This window comes from Streptomyces sp. SM10, from assembly GCF_002910915.1.
Taxonomy (GTDB): domain Bacteria; phylum Actinomycetota; class Actinomycetes; order Streptomycetales; family Streptomycetaceae; genus Streptomyces.
Window position 1 is genome coordinate 19,401 of record NZ_NEUF01000132.1, and the last position, 14,528, is coordinate 33,928.

Annotated in this window: 14 protein-coding genes; 5 read left to right on the forward strand and 9 right to left on the reverse strand. The window is 72.4% G+C overall.

The genetic code is table 11. From position 1 onward, the window contains the following. Position 1: 1 nt before the first annotated feature. Positions 2–1,009 carry an SPFH domain-containing protein gene (locus tag B9S57_RS21085; protein WP_103517125.1) on the reverse strand — a complete coding sequence of 336 codons (1,008 nt, stop codon included), beginning with the start codon at positions 1,007–1,009 and terminating at the stop codon, positions 2–4. A 178-nt stretch (positions 1,010–1,187) separates the two neighbouring features. Beyond that, positions 1,188–1,832 carry a TetR/AcrR family transcriptional regulator gene (locus B9S57_RS21090; RefSeq protein WP_103517126.1) on the reverse strand — a complete coding sequence of 215 codons (645 nt, stop codon included), beginning with the start codon at positions 1,830–1,832 and terminating at the stop codon, positions 1,188–1,190. Positions 1,833–1,999: 167 nt separating this feature from the next. Between B9S57_RS21090 and B9S57_RS21095 the strand changes: the two genes are divergently transcribed. Beyond that, positions 2,000–2,812, forward strand: a complete 813-nt coding sequence (locus tag B9S57_RS21095; protein ID WP_103517127.1) for a phosphatase PAP2 family protein — start codon at positions 2,000–2,002, stop codon at positions 2,810–2,812. Then, a complete protein-coding gene (locus B9S57_RS21100; protein ID WP_103517128.1) occupies positions 2,809–3,783 on the forward strand; it encodes a DMT family transporter in 975 nt (324 codons plus the stop codon). Before B9S57_RS21095 ends, B9S57_RS21100 begins: the two co-directional genes overlap by 4 nt. A gap of 168 nt (positions 3,784–3,951) precedes the next feature. Here B9S57_RS21100 and B9S57_RS21105 read toward each other — a convergent pair whose 3' ends face one another. Further along, a complete protein-coding gene (locus B9S57_RS21105) occupies positions 3,952–4,491 on the reverse strand; it encodes a PadR family transcriptional regulator (RefSeq protein ID WP_103517189.1) in 540 nt (179 codons plus the stop codon). 33 nt (positions 4,492–4,524) lie between these two features. After that, positions 4,525–6,540 carry an NADPH-dependent 2,4-dienoyl-CoA reductase gene (locus B9S57_RS21110; protein ID WP_103517190.1) on the reverse strand — a complete coding sequence of 672 codons (2,016 nt, stop codon included), beginning with the start codon at positions 6,538–6,540 and terminating at the stop codon, positions 4,525–4,527. A gap of 208 nt (positions 6,541–6,748) precedes the next feature. Between B9S57_RS21110 and B9S57_RS21115 the strand changes: the two genes are divergently transcribed. Beyond that, positions 6,749–7,288, forward strand: a complete 540-nt coding sequence (locus B9S57_RS21115) for a DoxX family protein (RefSeq protein WP_103517129.1) — start codon at positions 6,749–6,751, stop codon at positions 7,286–7,288. A gap of 292 nt (positions 7,289–7,580) precedes the next feature. Here the strand turns inward: B9S57_RS21115 and B9S57_RS21120 are convergent, their stop codons facing one another. After that, positions 7,581–7,979: a VOC family protein gene (locus tag B9S57_RS21120; RefSeq protein WP_103517130.1), complete on the reverse strand. Its 399-nt coding sequence runs from the start codon at positions 7,977–7,979 to the stop codon at positions 7,581–7,583. A 93-nt stretch (positions 7,980–8,072) separates the two neighbouring features. Between B9S57_RS21120 and B9S57_RS21125 the strand changes: the two genes are divergently transcribed. Then, complete coding sequence (locus B9S57_RS21125) at positions 8,073–9,062, forward strand: YafY family protein (protein WP_103517131.1); 990 nt, start codon at positions 8,073–8,075, stop codon at positions 9,060–9,062. A 155-nt stretch (positions 9,063–9,217) separates the two neighbouring features. Then, a complete protein-coding gene (locus B9S57_RS21130) occupies positions 9,218–10,060 on the forward strand; it encodes a DUF1206 domain-containing protein (RefSeq protein WP_103517132.1) in 843 nt (280 codons plus the stop codon). A 26-nt stretch (positions 10,061–10,086) separates the two neighbouring features. Here the strand turns inward: B9S57_RS21130 and B9S57_RS21135 are convergent, their stop codons facing one another. From B9S57_RS21135 to B9S57_RS21150, 4 genes are all read right to left on the reverse strand, one after another. Then, positions 10,087–11,466, reverse strand: a complete 1,380-nt coding sequence (locus tag B9S57_RS21135; RefSeq protein WP_103517133.1) for a deoxyribodipyrimidine photo-lyase — start codon at positions 11,464–11,466, stop codon at positions 10,087–10,089. Continuing rightward, complete coding sequence (locus B9S57_RS21140; RefSeq protein ID WP_103517134.1) at positions 11,463–12,974, reverse strand: SDR family oxidoreductase; 1,512 nt, start codon at positions 12,972–12,974, stop codon at positions 11,463–11,465. Before B9S57_RS21140 ends, B9S57_RS21135 begins: the two co-directional genes overlap by 4 nt. A 146-nt stretch (positions 12,975–13,120) precedes the next feature. Beyond that, positions 13,121–13,342: a twin-arginine translocase TatA/TatE family subunit gene (locus B9S57_RS21145; protein WP_103517135.1), complete on the reverse strand. Its 222-nt coding sequence runs from the start codon at positions 13,340–13,342 to the stop codon at positions 13,121–13,123. A gap of 128 nt (positions 13,343–13,470) precedes the next feature. Beyond that, a complete protein-coding gene (locus tag B9S57_RS21150; protein WP_103517191.1) occupies positions 13,471–14,442 on the reverse strand; it encodes a sporulation protein in 972 nt (323 codons plus the stop codon). Positions 14,443–14,528 lie beyond the last annotated feature (86 nt).

A 14,528-nucleotide genomic window follows, 5' to 3' on the forward strand; every position in this document is an offset into this window, starting at 1 on the left:
CTCACGCCCGCGCCTCCGGCCTGCCGAGCCGGGCGAGCAGGCCCGTCAGGACGTCGGGGGAGAGCGTGAGGCTGTCGATGCGGGGCAGATTCTCGGCCAGTCGCGTCGCCGCCAGGGCGTGCAGCGTTCCGGGATCCACGTCGGCGTGCGCCCGAAGCCACGCGGCCTGTGCCTCGGCGCGGGCGGCCCCGACGTCCCGCGCGGCCTCCGCCTCCGCGCGGGCCAGCCGCACGGTGCGGGCGGCTTCGGCGGCCGTGCGCACTCCGTCCGCCGCCGACTTCTCCTCGGCCTCCCGGCGGGCGTTGGTGCCGCGCTGGTCGACCAGCTGCTCCTCGCGCCGGGCGAGCTCGATCCTGCTGGCCAGTTCGTTCTCGGCGATGGTGCGCTCGCGCTCGACGGCGACCGCCCGGCGTTCGTACACCGAGCGGTCGGCCTCCTGCTGGATCTGCTCCCTGGCCGGGGTGCGCAGGGCGCGCTCCACCTCCGCCTCGGGGCGGATGGCGACGACGCGTACGGCGACCACGTCGATGCCGGTCGCGGGCAGCCGCGGCTCGGCCGCCAGCCCGGTGGCCACGCTCTCCCGGACGGCGGCGACGCCGTCCACCAGGGCACTGGCGAGAGGGGTACGGGCCAGGACGTCCAGGGTGTGCTGCTGCGCCGTCTCGGTGAGCAGGGTGGCGATCTGCTCCAGCGGCGCGCCGCGCCAGACCCCGGTGTCGGGGTCCACCGAGAAGTCGAGGCGGGTGGCCGCCTCGGCCGGGTCGCTGATCCGGTAGGTCACCGTGGCCTGCACGGTCACGTCCTGGAAGTCGGCGGTACGGGCGTGGAACGCCATCGCCAGCTCCCGGTCGTCCACCGGGACCTCGGAGAGCGCGGCGGAGAGCGAGCGGTACCAGAAGCTCAGCCCGGGGCCGTCGTGGACGAGCCTGCCGCGCCTGTGGTGGCGGATGTGGGCGGTGGGTGCGGAGCGCAGGTGCCGCCTGCCGAAGCGCCGGGTGATGTCGGCCATGTCGGGACCCCCTCTTTCTCGTCATGGCGACGATAACGAAGGCCCCGGGATATCGTCAAGGGGACGAGAATGCTTCTCCGGGTGCACGTACGGCCGGCCGGGTGTGCGCCGTCCCCGTCCCCACGGTGCGGCGCGCGGGTGGGCCCTCGTCATCCGCTCGGACGACGGCCCACGTTCATCAGGTCCCGCTTCCCTTGGGAGCGGGCGGGGAGGGGGTGAGGCCCAGTGCGGGAATCACGGCGCAGTCGATGAAGCCGGTGAGGAAGGCGTCGTCCGAGTACCGCCCCTCCAGGAGCGGCCGGGCGCGCATGATGCCCAGCACCTGCGCGGCCACGTAGTCCGCCGCCGGGTTGTCGGCCGCGATCTCGCCGCGCCGGACGGCGCGCCCCACCATCGCGTCGATCGCGGCGATGGCCGGTGTGATCAGCGTGGAGCGCATGGCGCAGAGCAGGTCGGGATTCTGGAGCGCGGCGTGGCTGAGTGCGTGCATCAGAGCGGTGTCCTGGTCGGAGGCCGCGTCCACCACCCGTGCCGTCTCGTGCAGGTCGCCGCTCAGGCTGCCGGTGTCGATCTCGGAGAACAGGGTTCTGCGGGTGCTGTGCAGCGCGGCGACGACCAGCTCCGGCTTGGAGCCCCACTGGCGGTAGAGCGTGGACTTCCCGCACCGGGTGCGGGCGGCGACGCCCTCCATGGTCAGTGAGTCGTAGCCGCTCTCGCGGACCAGGTCCAGCACGGCGTTGTAGAGCTCCTGTGCCCGCTCCGGTGTGATCTTCGACCTGCGTGACGCGGGTACGGACTCCTGTGCGGAACCGGGCGACGGCATCTGCTTCCCTCTCTGCGGCTCTGCGGCTGGGGACCCTCGATACGCCAGTGTACCGATACGCCAGTGTACCGATACGACGCCGTATCGGTACACTGGCGTATCGATACGGCGTGGAGTGGCCATGCCGTACGTCGCAACAGCGCACCGTCAGCAAAGGGGCACGGGTGATGTACACCCGCAGGGAGCCTGCGGGGCGGGAGCCGGACACCTCGGCCCGACCGCCCCTCTTCCGCGAGCTGCTACTGGTGGCCGGACTCTTCCTCGTCTACAAACTCGGCCGCCAGGCCGCGAACGGCAACGTCGAGGAGGCCTTCCGCAACGCCGGACACGTCTGGAGCTTCGAACGGGCCGCCGGCCTCCCGGGCGAGGGGGCCGTGCAGGGGCTTCTGCTGCACAGCCACACCCTCGTCGAGACGGCGAACACCTACTACGCGGCCGTGCACTTCCCGGCGACACTCGGTTTCCTGGTCTGGCTGTACCTGCGCCGCCCCACCCACTACGTCTGGGCGCGCCGCATCCTGACCGCGCTCACCGGCGCGGCCCTCGCCCTGCACCTGCTCTTCCCGCTGGCGCCCCCGCGGATGCTGCACGCGGCCGGCCTCGTCGACACCGCCCAGGTCTACGGCCCCTCGGTGTACGGGGACACCCCGTCGACCGACTCGATGGCCAACCAGTTCGCCGCCATGCCGTCCCTGCACTTCGGCTGGGCAGTCGTGGTGGCCGTCGGGCTGATCGTCGCCACCCGCTCCCGGTGGCGCCTGCTGTGGCTGCTGCACCCGGCGCTCACCCTGCTCGTCATAGTGGGCACCGCCAACCACTACTGGCTCGACGCGATCGCGGTCTCGGCCCTGCTCACCGTCGCCTTCGCCGCCCTCAGGCTGCCGCGCACACCGGTCCGCACGCACCTGCCGTGGGCGACCTCCCTCCCTGTCCAGACCTACGCGTCACCCGCGTACGCACGCCCCGGAGCGCGGCGATGAACCCCACCCTCACAGCCGTCGCCCTCTCCCTCGTCTCCGCCGTCGCCTACGCGGCCGCCGCCGTGGCACAGGCCCGGCTCGCCGGCCGGACCGATCCCGCCGCCGGGGCGCTGAGCATGCTGCGCCGCGGCGCGTGGTGGTCCGCGGTCGGCCTGAACGCCGGCGGGGCACTCCTGCACGTCGCCGCCCTGAAATACGGGCCGCTCACCCTCGTCCAGCCGCTGGGCGCACTCACCCTCGTCGCGGCCGTCCCGCTCGGGGCCCGCACCGCGGGCCGCCGGGTCAGCCGTACGGAGTGGCGCGGCACCCTCCTCACCCTCCTCGGCCTCGGCGCACTGCTCCTGGCCGCAGGTGGTGCCTCGCCGCACGACACGCTGAGTCTCCCCGAGGCCCTGGGCGCCGGCGCCGTGACCATGGGGCTCGTCGCCGCGCTCAGCCGCCCGGGCACCCGCCCCGGGCTCCGGCACGCCGCGGCCTCGGGCATCACCTCCGGGGTCGCCTCCGCCCTCACCCAGACCCTGACGGTCGCGGCGACCGACCACTCCGGGCCGTTGCTCAGCTGGCGGCTCGTGACCGTGGCGCTGCTGGTCTCCTTCTTCGCCCTGGGCGGGCTGATGCTCTCCCAGACCGCCTACCGGGGCGGCCTGGGAGCCCCCCTTGCCGTGGTCACCCTCGCCAACCCCGTCGCCGCCGCCGCGATCGGACTGGTCCTGCTCGGCGAGCGCCTCCAGGGAGGGCTGCTCGGTCTGGTCCCCGCGCTCATCGGCGCCGCCGCCGCAGTGCGGGGCGTGATCCTGCTCAGCCGGGCGCAGACGGGGAACACGCCGGCGGCCGCCTCCGTCCCGGCCCCGCTCCCACCGGGGCAGCCGTCACGCATCGTCATCTCGAGCCCCGGCCCCTCGGTACCGCGCCCCGCCGAGCCGCTCGTCCTGCACGCGGAACCGGCCGGGGCCCCGGGCGGATCCCGCTAGAACCAGCCCCGTGCCGCGCGGCCGTGGGCCGGTCAGGTCATCGCGCGCTGGTAGCGGTAGGTCAGGGTGCCGTCGGTGAGGTCGAAGTAGGCCGCGGGCGGGACCACGGGGAGGGAGCATCGCTGCCGGGCGCCCCGTTGCGAGGCACCGAAAACGGTAATGGGGGGCCTACGCTCCCGGGCCGTCCAGGTCCTCGATCGCCCTGGTGAGCCAGCCCGTCCAGAACGTCTCCAGGTCGATGCCCCCGCGCAGCACCAGTCGGCGCAGCCGGTCCTCCTCCGCGGTCCGCTCCGGCGGGAAGTCCCGCTCCTCGATCTCCAGGTACTCCGCCAACTGCTCCTGGTGCAGCACGAGGTGCCGGCGCAGCTCCCCGGCCAGGCCGGGGGCCCCGACGACCGCCGCCGCCCGCATCCTCAGCAGCAGCGGATCGCGGACCGGCCGCGGGTCCTCCGCCAGGGAGACCCAGGCCGCCAGCTCCGCACGGCCCGCGGGCAGCACCTCGTACTCCTTCCTCTGCCCACGGGCGGGCCGTGCCGTCGGCAGGACCCGGATGTGACCTGAGTCTTCGAGCTTCCCCAGCTCGCGGTAGATCTGCTGATGCGTGGACGGCCAGAAGTAGCCGATCGACCGGTCGAACCTCCGCGTCAGTTCGAGACCCGACGACGGCTTCTCGAGAAGGGCGGTGAGGATCGCGTGGGGGAGTGACATGGAGTGCATCCTAGGGACGGCGGAACCGCGCGCTCACAGCTCCGCGGCGAGCTCCGTGCCCTGGCGGATCGCCCGCTTGGCGTCCAGCTCCGCGGCCACGTCGGCGCCGCCGATCAGATGCACCGGACGGCCCGCGGCGCGCAGTTCCTCGTACAGCTCACGGCGCGGCTCCTGACCCGTGCACAGCACCACGGTGTCGACCGGCAGCAGGTGCTGTTCGCCGTCGACGGTCAGGTGCAGGCCCTCGTCGTCGATGAGGTCGTAGGAGGCGCCCGCGATCATGTCGACCCCGCGGTGGCGCAGTTCGGTGCGGTGGATCCAGCCGGTCGTCTTCCCGAGCCCCGCACCGACCTTGGTCGTCCTGCGCTGGACGAGGTGCACCGTGCGCGGCGCCTTCGGACGCTCCGGCACCCCCAGCCCGCCCCGGTCCGCGTACTCCGTGTCGACGCCCCACTGCCGGAAGAAGACCTCGGGGTCCAGGCTCGCCGCGTCCCCGCCGTCGGTCAGGAACTCGGCGACGTCGAAGCCGATGCCGCCGGCCCCGACGACCGCCACCCGCTCACCGACCGGGGCGCCGTCGCGCAGGACGTCCAGATAGCTGACCACGCTGGGGTGCCCCACCCCGGGGATCGCGGGGGTGCGCGGTTCGACCCCCGTCGCCAGCACGACCTCGTCGAAGCCGTCGAGGGCGGCCGCCGTGGCCGGGGTGCCGAGGCGGAGCTCGACGCCCTCCTCGGCGAGGCGGGTACGGAAGTAGCGCAGGGTCTCGTTGAACTCCTCCTTGCCCGGGATCCGCCGCGCCACGTTCAGCTGGCCGCCGATCTCGTCGGCCGCGTCGAACAGCGTCACCGCGTGCCCGCGCTCGGAGGCCGTCACCGCGCACGCCAGCCCGGCGGGCCCGGCGCCGACCACGGCGACGCGCTTGCGGGTCCGCGTCGGTGACAGCACCAGTTCGGTCTCGTGGCAGGCGCGCGGATTCACCAGGCAGGAGGTGATCTGCAGGCTGAAGATGTGGTCCAGGCAGGCCTGGTTGCAGCCGATGCAGGTGTTGATCGCGTCGGCCCGGTCCGCGGCGGCCTTGGCGACGAAGTCGGGGTCGGCGAGGAAGGGCCGCGCCATCGACACCATGTCGGCGCGGCCCGAGGCGAGGATCTCCTCGGCCAGCTCGGGCGTGTTGATGCGGTTGCTGGTCACCAGCGGCACGGAGACCGCGCCGCGCACCTTCTCCGTCACCCACGTGAAGGCGCCCCGCGGCACGGAGGTCGCGATGGTCGGGATGCGGGCCTCGTGCCACCCGATGCCGGTGTTGATGATCGTCGCGCCTGCCGCCTCGATCTCGCGGGCGAGGTGGACGACCTCCTCCAGCGTGGAACCACCGGGCACCAGGTCCAGCATCGACAGCCGGTAGATCAGGATGAAGTCGGGGCCGACCCGCTCACGGACCCGCCGCACGATCTCGACGGGGAAGCGGATGCGGTTCTCGTACGAGCCGCCCCAGCGGTCCTCGCGGTGGTTGGTCGCCGCGACGATGAACTCGTTGATCAGATAGCCCTCGGAGCCCATGATCTCGACCCCGTCGTACCCCGCGCGCCGCGCGAGCTCCGCGGCCCGGACGAAGTCCTCGATGGTCTCCTCGACCTCGTCGTCCGTCAGTGCGTGAGGGGTGAACCCGCTGATCGGGGCCTTGAGCGCGCTGGGCGCCACCAGCTCCGGATGGTGGGCGTACCGCCCGAAGTGCAGGATCTGCATCGCGATCCTGCCGCCCGCCGCGTGCACGGCCGAGGTGACCTCGGCGTGCTGGTCGGCCTCCGCCTGGGTGGTCATCTTCGCGCCGCCGGGGAAGGAGCACGCGCGCTCGCTGGGCGCGATCCCTCCGGTCACCATGAGGCCGACCCCGCCCCGCGCGCGGGCGGCGTAGAACGCCGCCATCCGCTCGAAACCGCGCTCCACCTCCTCGAGGCCGATGTGCATCGACCCCATCAGCACCCGGTTCGGGAGCGTGGTGAATCCGAGGTCGAGCGGGCTCAGCAGGGTGGGGTACGGGCTCATCCGGGTCTCCTCGCAGGTGTCGTCGAGCCAGTTGTAGACCACCCGCCCACCGTTATGCAACAAGTTGCACAATGACCTGCGTCGCAGTCCCCGCAGGGCGGCGCCACGAATGGCGTAACACCATCGGACCCCGCCGCCCGGACCGGACGACAGTGGATCCGTACGGCTCACCGTCGCCCCCGCTCCTCCTCGTCGACAGGAGACACCCATGACCTGCATCAACCGGCGTGACCTCGGACTTCTCGTGCTCAGGGTCGGCACGGGAGCCGTCCTGGCGGCCCACGGAAGCCAGAAGCTGGCCGGGTGGTTCGGCGGCGGGGGCATCGAGGGGACCACCGCGGCGATGGAGGCCATGGGCTTCCATCCGCCGAAGCACAGCGCGCTGGCGGCCGGCATCGGCGAGGCGGGCGGCGGCGCCCTGCTGGCTCTCGGCCTCGCCACCCCCGCGGCCGGCGCCGCGGCCGCGGGCACGATGGCGGGGGCCGTCGCCGTGCACGCTCCCGCCGGCTTCTTCGCGATGGGCGGCGGCTACGAGTACCCGGCGTTCCTCGGCTTCACCGCCGCCGCGATCGGGCTGACGGGTGCCGGACGCTACTCCCTCGACCACGCCACCTGCCATGTCCTCGACCGCCCCTGGGTCGTCGCCCTCGCCTTCGCGGGCAGCGCCCTTGCCGCGGCTGCAGTCGTCGGCCGGCGCGCCAAGGGGCAGGCCTCGGCCCAGGGCGAGCCGGTGGACGAGGACGACTAGGTGTGGTGTCTCGGGACCTTGGTTACGCGAAGTCCTCGAAGGCGAGCCGCTGCGGGATGTCCGCGAGTGGTTCGGGCGGCTGGTCGAAGACGATTCGGTAGTTGCTCCCGGCGGTCCGGCTGACGGGCGGTCGGCCGCCGAGCGCGGCGTGCGACCGTGGTTGTGGTAGTTCACGAAGTCCGCGAGTGCGACGCGGCGGTGTCCCCTGCTGGTGGCCCTCCTGGCCTCGGCGGTCGCGTTCATCGGGAGCCCTGGGGTCTCGGGGCTCCCGGGTGAGCGGCTTTGCGTGGCGTCAGCGTGCGAACTTTTCGATGGCCGCTGGGGTGACGGGGGTGAAGAAGTTGACGAGGTTGCCGTCGGGGTCACGGAACAGCAGTGACCGGTTACCCCAGGGCATCGTGGTGGGCTCGGTGACGAAGTCGGTGACGAAGCCGGTCAGGTTCTGGTGCACGCGGTCCACGTCGTCGACGAGGAACTCGGTGATCACGCTGTGGTTGTCCGCCGGGCGGGCAGAGCCCGGGGCGAACAGCGGGACGGTGCGGGTGCCGGCGATCGCGAGGGTGGCGCCCGCGGTGTTGAGTTCGGCGAAGTCTTCGGTGGCCCACGTCGCCCGCGCCCCTGTGGCTCGCTCGTAGAACTCGACGAGGCGCGCTACGTCGCTGGTGATGATGCGGATCGAGACGAAGTTCATGGGTATCTCCTTGGCTGTGCTGGAGGCGTGCACTGCGCAGGCTAGGAGAAATAGTGGACAGAATCGGTCCTGTATTCGCATAAGGTTGTGCACATGCCCCGACCCACTGCCCGCGTGCTGACACTCCTGGAGCTGCTGCAGTCGGGTGGCACCCGGACGGTGGCCGAACTGGCCGACCGGCTCGGCGTCGAAGGGCGCACCGTGCGGCGGTATGTGGACCAGCTGATCGACCTGGATGTGCCCGTGGAATCGGTGCGCGGCCGCTACGGCGGGTACCGGCTCGCTCCCGGGTACCGCTTGCCTCCGCTCATGCTCAGCGACGACGAGGCGCTGGCCGTGCTGCTCGGCCTGGTCGCCGGCCGCCGAGCAGGGCTGACGACGACGGAGCACACGGCAAGCGAGACGGCATCGGCGAAGATCCGGCGGGTGCTGCCCAAGCACATCACCCGTCGGCTCGACACACTTCTGGAGGCTCTCGCCTTCACGGATCAGCTCGGCGAGTTCGACACCCCGGACGCTGGGGTCCTCCTCGCCGTCGCCGACGCGGTGCGCCACCGCCGACCGGTCTCGATCCGCTACACCGACCGCGACGGACGGCGCAGCGAACGCACGCTGCACGCGTACGGGATCGTCGCCCATGCGGGCCGCTGGTACGTCACGGGCAAGGACACCCAGATCGGCGAGGACCGAACCTTCCGGCTCGATCGCATCGCGGACGCGCGGACCCTGCCCGGCTCATTCGAAGCGCCCGTGGGTCCCGGTCCGGCACAGCGCGTGTTGTCGGCGTTCGCCACGGCCGAGTACCGGCACGAGGTGACCTTGCGGATCCACGGGACAGTGGAGCTGATCCGCGCCCACCTTCCCGCCAGCGTCGCGAGCCTGGAGGAGCACGAGCCCGCGGCAGGCCAGGACCGGGCGACCGAGCGCTGGCTGCGCGTCGAGCTGCGGGCGGAGCGGCTCGACTGGTTGCCTCCAGTGCTCGCCTCACTCGACCGGCCGTTCGTCATCGAGCGCCCAGGTGAACTGCGCGACCTCGTCACCGCGCTAGCCGATCGCCTTGCGTCCCACGCCCGCCAAGTTTGACCGCGAGGAACCAGTGTCATGGGATGGCACAACCAGGGCCCCTCGTCTGGATCATGCCGGGCTCGCGGGCCTGACCCGGACGGAAGACCCCAGGTCTGCGGGCCGGCACCCGCCTCACCGGCATTGATCGCCGTTTCAGGGGCACTCGGCAGTGCATGAATGCGAACGCACTGTCGACGAACGCACGTGGCCAGGCCAGAAGAGCCGCGCGCAGCCGCGCCATGGACGTGGGGGCCCGTGCCGGGTTCGTGGCGCGTGGAGTGATCTACCTGCTGGTGGGCGTGCTCGCCCTGCGCATCGCCTTCTCCGACGGAGGGGGCAAGCAGGCCGACCGCGGCGGGGCCATCGCGGAGATAGCCGAGAAGCCCTTCGGGAGTGTCCTGCTCTGGGCGCTCGGCCTGGCGCTGGCCGGCATGGCCCTCTGGCGGCTCTCCGAGGCGCTCTTCGGCCAGGCGGGCCCCGACGGTGACAAGGCCGGCAAGCGGGCGATGGCCGCCGGGCGCTTCCTCTTCTACTCCTTCGTGTCGTACTCCGTGCTGTCCTACGCCGCCGGTGACAAGGGCAGCGGCAGCGGATCCAGTGACAAGCAGACCGACGACGTCACGGCACGGGTCCTGGAGTGGACGGGCGGCCAGTGGATCGTCGGCGCCGGGGGCCTCGTCGTGGCCGGCGCCGGCCTGTGGATCGCCTTCCGGGCCGCCACACGCAAGTACCACAAGCATCTGAAGATGGCCGAGATGACGAAGAGGACCCGTCAGACCGTCGACGTCACGGGCGTGTTCGGCGGTGTCGTGCGCGGCGGGGTCTTCGCCACGGCGGGCGGATTCGCGGTGGCGGCGGCCGTCCAGCACGAACCGGGGCGTGCCAAGGGCATGGACGACACCCTGCGTTCCTTCACCGAGACCCCCGCGGGGCCCTGGCTGCTCGCCTTCGTCGCACTGGGCCTGGCCGTCTTCGGTCTCTTCTCCTGGGCCAACGCCCGCTACCGCAAGGTCTGAGCCGGAGGCGGCGGTCCGCCCCGGGCTCAGTCGAGCCCCCGCGCCTCCTTGAACCGGGCGAGCCCTTCCGGCAGCCCGACCACCGGCTCCGGGTAGCCGTAGCGGGCGCGTTCCCGCTCCGGCAGCTTCCACGGCTCGTGCACGGCCGCCCCTGCGACCTCCGAGAGCTCGGGCACCCAGCGGCGTACGTAGGCCCCGTCCGGGTCGTACCGCTTGGCCTGTGTCACCGGGTTGAGGACGCGGTTGGGGCGGCTGTCCGTGCCCGTACCGGCCACCCACTGCCAGTTCAGCTGGTTGTTGGCGACGTCCCCGTCGACCAGCAGGTCCAGGAAGTGCCGCGCTCCGGCCCGCCAGTCCACGTAGAGCGTCTTGGCGAGGAAGCTCGCGGTCAGCAGCCGCCCCCGGTTGTGCATCCAGCCCTCGTGGAGCAGCTGGCGCATCGCCGCGTCGACGATCGGATAGCCCGTGCGGCCCTCTTTCCAGGCCGCCGTCTCCGTCTCCGCCGCCCGCCCCGTGCGCCAGCGGTCCTGCCGGGTGCGGTAGTCGGACCGTGCGGCGGCCGGGCGGGCCGCCAGGACCTGGTGGTGGAAGTCCCGCCAGCACACCTGACGTACGAAGGCCTCCGCCCCCGGTCCGCCCGCGTCGCGGGCGCGGTGGACGACCTCGGCGGGGGAGAGCGTGCCGAAGTGCAGGTGCGGCGAGAGCCGTGAGGTCGCGTCGCCCGCCAGGTCGTCGTGGAGTTCCTCGTACGACGCGAGGCCGTTCCGGCGCCACGCGGTGAACACCCTGCGCCCTTCGGTCTCCCCGCCCTCGGCGAGCCCCGGCGACAGCCCCTTCACGCCCTCCCGCGAGGGGAGCGCCGCGGACGCGGGACCCTCGGGGACGCGCACCGTACGAGGCGCACGGAACGGCGAGCGGAGCCCTTCCTCCGTCCAGCGGCGGAAGTACGGGGTGAACACGGCGAAGTGGTCCCTGCCCGCACCGGAGGGAATCACCGCACCGGGCGCGACCGCGGTGATCACGGCGTCGTGCACGCTCAGCCGGCAGCCCGTGGACGAGAGGGCCTCACGCAGGCGCTCCTCCCGGCGCTGTGCGAACGCGCTGACGCCTGCGGCCATGTGCACGGTGCCGGCCCCGCTCTCCGTGACGATCCGGCCGGTCTCCTCCACCACGTCGCCCTCCCGGACGACCAGACGCCCGCCGCGCTCGCGTAGCCCCGCGTCCAGGTCGCGGAGGCAGTCGGCAAGGAACGCGCGCCGGTTGGGGGCGCCGAACCCGGCGGCCTCGACGGCGTCGTCGAGCACGAAGAGGGGGACCACCTCGTCGGCCGCGGCGAGTGCGGCGTGCAGCGGAGGATGGTCGTGGAGCCGCAGATCGGAGGTGAACAGGACGACGGCCACGGTCATGCGGTCCCACCCGCCTGTCCCCGGACCGCCGCCCGGGCGATGTTGCGGGCCATCCCGCCGAACACCACCGCGTGGAAGGGGGAGACGCTCCACCAGTATGCGTGGCCCAGCAGCCCCGCCGGGTGGAAGACGGCCCGCTGCCGGTAGTGGGACCGGCCGTCCTCGCCCTTCTCCGCGTACATCTCCAGCCACGCCAGACCCGGCAGCCGCATCTCCGCGCGGAGCCGGAGCAGCCGGCCGGGTTCGATCTCCTCCACGCGCCAGAAGTCGAGGGAGTCGCCGACCCTGAGCCGCTGGGCGTCCCGCCTGCCCCGGCGCAGGCCCACGCCGCCCACCAGCCGGTCCATCCAGCCCCTGACCGCCCACGCGAGGGGGAACGAGTACCAGCCGTTGTCACCGCCGATCCCCTCCACGACCCTCCAGAGCGCGTCGGGGGAGGCGTCCACGTCGCGTTCGCGCACATCGGTGTACAGGCTCCCGCCCGCCCAGTCCGGATCGGTGGGGAGCGGATCGCTGGGAATGCCCGGTGTGGACGCGGAGGACCACCGTGTCGTCACCCTCGCCTCCCGCACCCTCTGCAGTGCTAGGGAGAGCGCGGTGGCGAACGAGAAGGGCTGCCCGGGGCCGTCCGGCACGTAGTGGGCGATGTCGTGCTCGTCGCACACGACCTCGAAGCGCAGGGACTCGGCGAGCGGCCGGGCGATCGACGCGGGCACGGGGGTGACCAGTCCGACCCAGTGGCTGGACAGTCCCGGCGACAGCATCGGTACGGGAAGGATCAGCCGGTGGCGGAGCCGGGCGACCGCGGCGTACTTCTGCATCATGTCGCGGTACGTCATGATGTCCGGTCCGCCGATGTCGAATCCGCGGTTGACCTCGGCGGGCATGTGCGCGCTGCCCACGAGGTAGCGCAGGACGTCCCTGACCGCGATCGGCTGGATACGGGTGGACACCCAGCTGGGTGTGACCATGACCGGCAGACGCTCTGTGAGGTAGCGCAGCATCTCGAAGGAGGCCGAGCCCGAACCGATGATGACGGCGGCACGCAGCACGGTCGTCGGAACACCCGAGTCGAGCAGGAGGCGACCGACCTCCGCACGTGAGCGCAGATGCGGGGACAGCTCCTGGTCGGGGACGTCGGCAGGGGTGAGACCGCCCAGGTAGACGATGCGCCGGACGCCCGCCCCCCTGGCCTGCTCACCGAAGACCCGTGCCGCGTCGCGGTCGGTCCTCTCGAAGCCCGGCCCGGACGCCAGCGCGTGGACGAGGTAGTAGGCGACGTCGATGTCGCGCATCGCCGCGCCCAGCGACTCCGCGTCGGTCACGTCCCCCTTGACGACCTCCGCCTCGCCCGCCCACGGATGGTCCCGCAGCTTCTCCGGGGTCCGCGCCAGGCAGCGCACCCGGTGACCGGCCTCCAGGAGCTCGGGTACGAGCCGCCCTCCGATGTATCCGGTCGCGCCCGTCACCAGACACCGCAGCCTGCCGCTGCCGTCCTTGCTCTCCATGGCCCCTCGCTCCGGCTCGTGTCTCCTTCGACCACGGTGTCCCCGTACGGGGGATTCCGCTCGCCGACGGGCCGGGACACGCCGAAGCCCACCCCTGCGGGTGGTGGGACCGGGCCCGCCGGAGTTCACCCCGCCGGGTGGCGGGGTCAGTGAGGTCCGGGCTTCTCGGTGGCGGTGCCCCGGATGACGCGCGTGCCGTCGGTCCCCGGCTCCGCGGGGGCGGTTCCGTCGGACTTCAGCGCCCGCGCCTCGCTCTTCAGGATCCGGGCCGACTTGCCGAGGGAGCGCGCGAGTTCGGGAAGCTTCCTGGCACCGAAGATCAGGACGGCGAGGATGAGGAAGATCGCGATCTCGCTGATTCCGAACATGACGGCTGTCTTCTCCCTGGTGGGTGTGGGGCGCCCCCCTGCGGCCCCGGACGTTCCCGGGGCTGCGGGGGCGCGCCAAATCTACAGCACTGTAGAAGCTGGTGACAGGGCGTCTCCGGGGCGGGGTGTCAGCCCTCGTCGCCCGCCTCTTCCTCCTCGTCACCCTCGAAGAAGTCGCCCACCTCGTCGACGACTTCGGCGGCGACCATCCCGCCCACGACACCGACGGCGACACCCGCCGCCCCGGCGGCGACCACGGTGCCCATGCCGGGGCCGGAGTGGTGCTGCGGCTGTCCGTGCCCGTGGCCCCCGGCGGTGCCGTGCCACGCGCGGGCCTCGGCCATCGACCGGATCAGGCCGTCCACTTCGGTGGCCAGGTCGCGGTAGGCCGCCTCGTGGTGACCCACGGTGAAGCGGCTCAGCGTGTCGCCGCCCTCGGAGAAGTGGCCCCCGCGCTTGTCCGCCTCCAGGACGACGTCCACGCCACCCGGGCCGGTCAGGAAGGTCACCTCGATCTCGTTGATCCGGTCCGCGTACCGAGGGGCGGGCGAGAGTTCGATCTCCTGGTAGAACGGCAACTGCTGGTCGCTGCCGCGGATGTGGCCGAGCTCCAGGTCGGCGGAGCGGAAGCCGAAGCCGAGCTGTCCGAGCGCTTCGAGCACGGCCTCCTGCGCGGGCAGCGGTGTCACGGTGAGGCGGTCGAGGTCGCCCTTGTCGCGGGCGCCCGCCACCGAGAGCTCCGTACGGACGCCGAGGACGATCCCGAGGTCCTGGCCGTGGAGCTCGGTGACCGGGGTCTCCCACGGGAGCGCCACGCCGAACGGGATGCCGTGCTCCTCACCCTCGGCCAGCACGAACCCGCCGGCGACGGTGAAGCGCTCGAAGACCACGGCCCCCTCGGCCTCGCCGTCACCGTGTTCCGCCTCGACGCGGGCGACGAGCTCCAGGGTGATGTGCTCGATCGTGACGTCGGTGCTGCCGCCCCTGAGCCGGACCTCGCCGCTCAGTGTGGAGCCGGGAGTGGCCCCGCCGGGGTGCAGCACCGTGTCCACGGTCGGGCCGCCCACGCCGAGCGAGCCGAGCAGCTTCTTGAACACCATCGTGGCGTTCACTCCTTCTTCCGTACGCGGAGAACGCGTTCAGCCGGATTTCTACACAACTGTAGAAGTATAGAGGCGGGATGAGC

Coding starts and splice junctions, on each gene's coding strand:
- B9S57_RS21135 (WP_103517133.1), bottom strand. CDS start 11,466: ATGACCGTGGCCGTCGTCCTGTTCACCTCCGATCTGCGGCTCCACGAC.
- B9S57_RS21145 (WP_103517135.1), bottom strand. CDS start 13,342: ATGTTCGGAATCAGCGAGATCGCGATCTTCCTCATCCTCGCCGTCCTG.
- B9S57_RS21085 (WP_103517125.1), bottom strand. CDS start 1,009: ATGGCCGACATCACCCGGCGCTTCGGCAGGCGGCACCTGCGCTCCGCA.
- B9S57_RS21140 (WP_103517134.1), bottom strand. CDS start 12,974: ATGGAGAGCAAGGACGGCAGCGGCAGGCTGCGGTGTCTGGTGACGGGC.
- B9S57_RS21110 (WP_103517190.1), bottom strand. CDS start 6,540: ATGAGCCCGTACCCCACCCTGCTGAGCCCGCTCGACCTCGGATTCACC.
- B9S57_RS21150 (WP_103517191.1), bottom strand. CDS start 14,442: ATGGTGTTCAAGAAGCTGCTCGGCTCGCTCGGCGTGGGCGGCCCGACC.
- B9S57_RS21105 (WP_103517189.1), bottom strand. CDS start 4,491: ATGTCACTCCCCCACGCGATCCTCACCGCCCTTCTCGAGAAGCCGTCG.
- B9S57_RS21125 (WP_103517131.1), top strand. CDS start 8,073: ATGCCCCGACCCACTGCCCGCGTGCTGACACTCCTGGAGCTGCTGCAG.
- B9S57_RS21100 (WP_103517128.1), top strand. CDS start 2,809: ATGAACCCCACCCTCACAGCCGTCGCCCTCTCCCTCGTCTCCGCCGTC.
- B9S57_RS21120 (WP_103517130.1), bottom strand. CDS start 7,979: ATGAACTTCGTCTCGATCCGCATCATCACCAGCGACGTAGCGCGCCTC.
- B9S57_RS21090 (WP_103517126.1), bottom strand. CDS start 1,832: ATGCCGTCGCCCGGTTCCGCACAGGAGTCCGTACCCGCGTCACGCAGG.
- B9S57_RS21115 (WP_103517129.1), top strand. CDS start 6,749: ATGACCTGCATCAACCGGCGTGACCTCGGACTTCTCGTGCTCAGGGTC.
- B9S57_RS21130 (WP_103517132.1), top strand. CDS start 9,218: ATGAATGCGAACGCACTGTCGACGAACGCACGTGGCCAGGCCAGAAGA.
- B9S57_RS21095 (WP_103517127.1), top strand. CDS start 2,000: ATGTACACCCGCAGGGAGCCTGCGGGGCGGGAGCCGGACACCTCGGCC.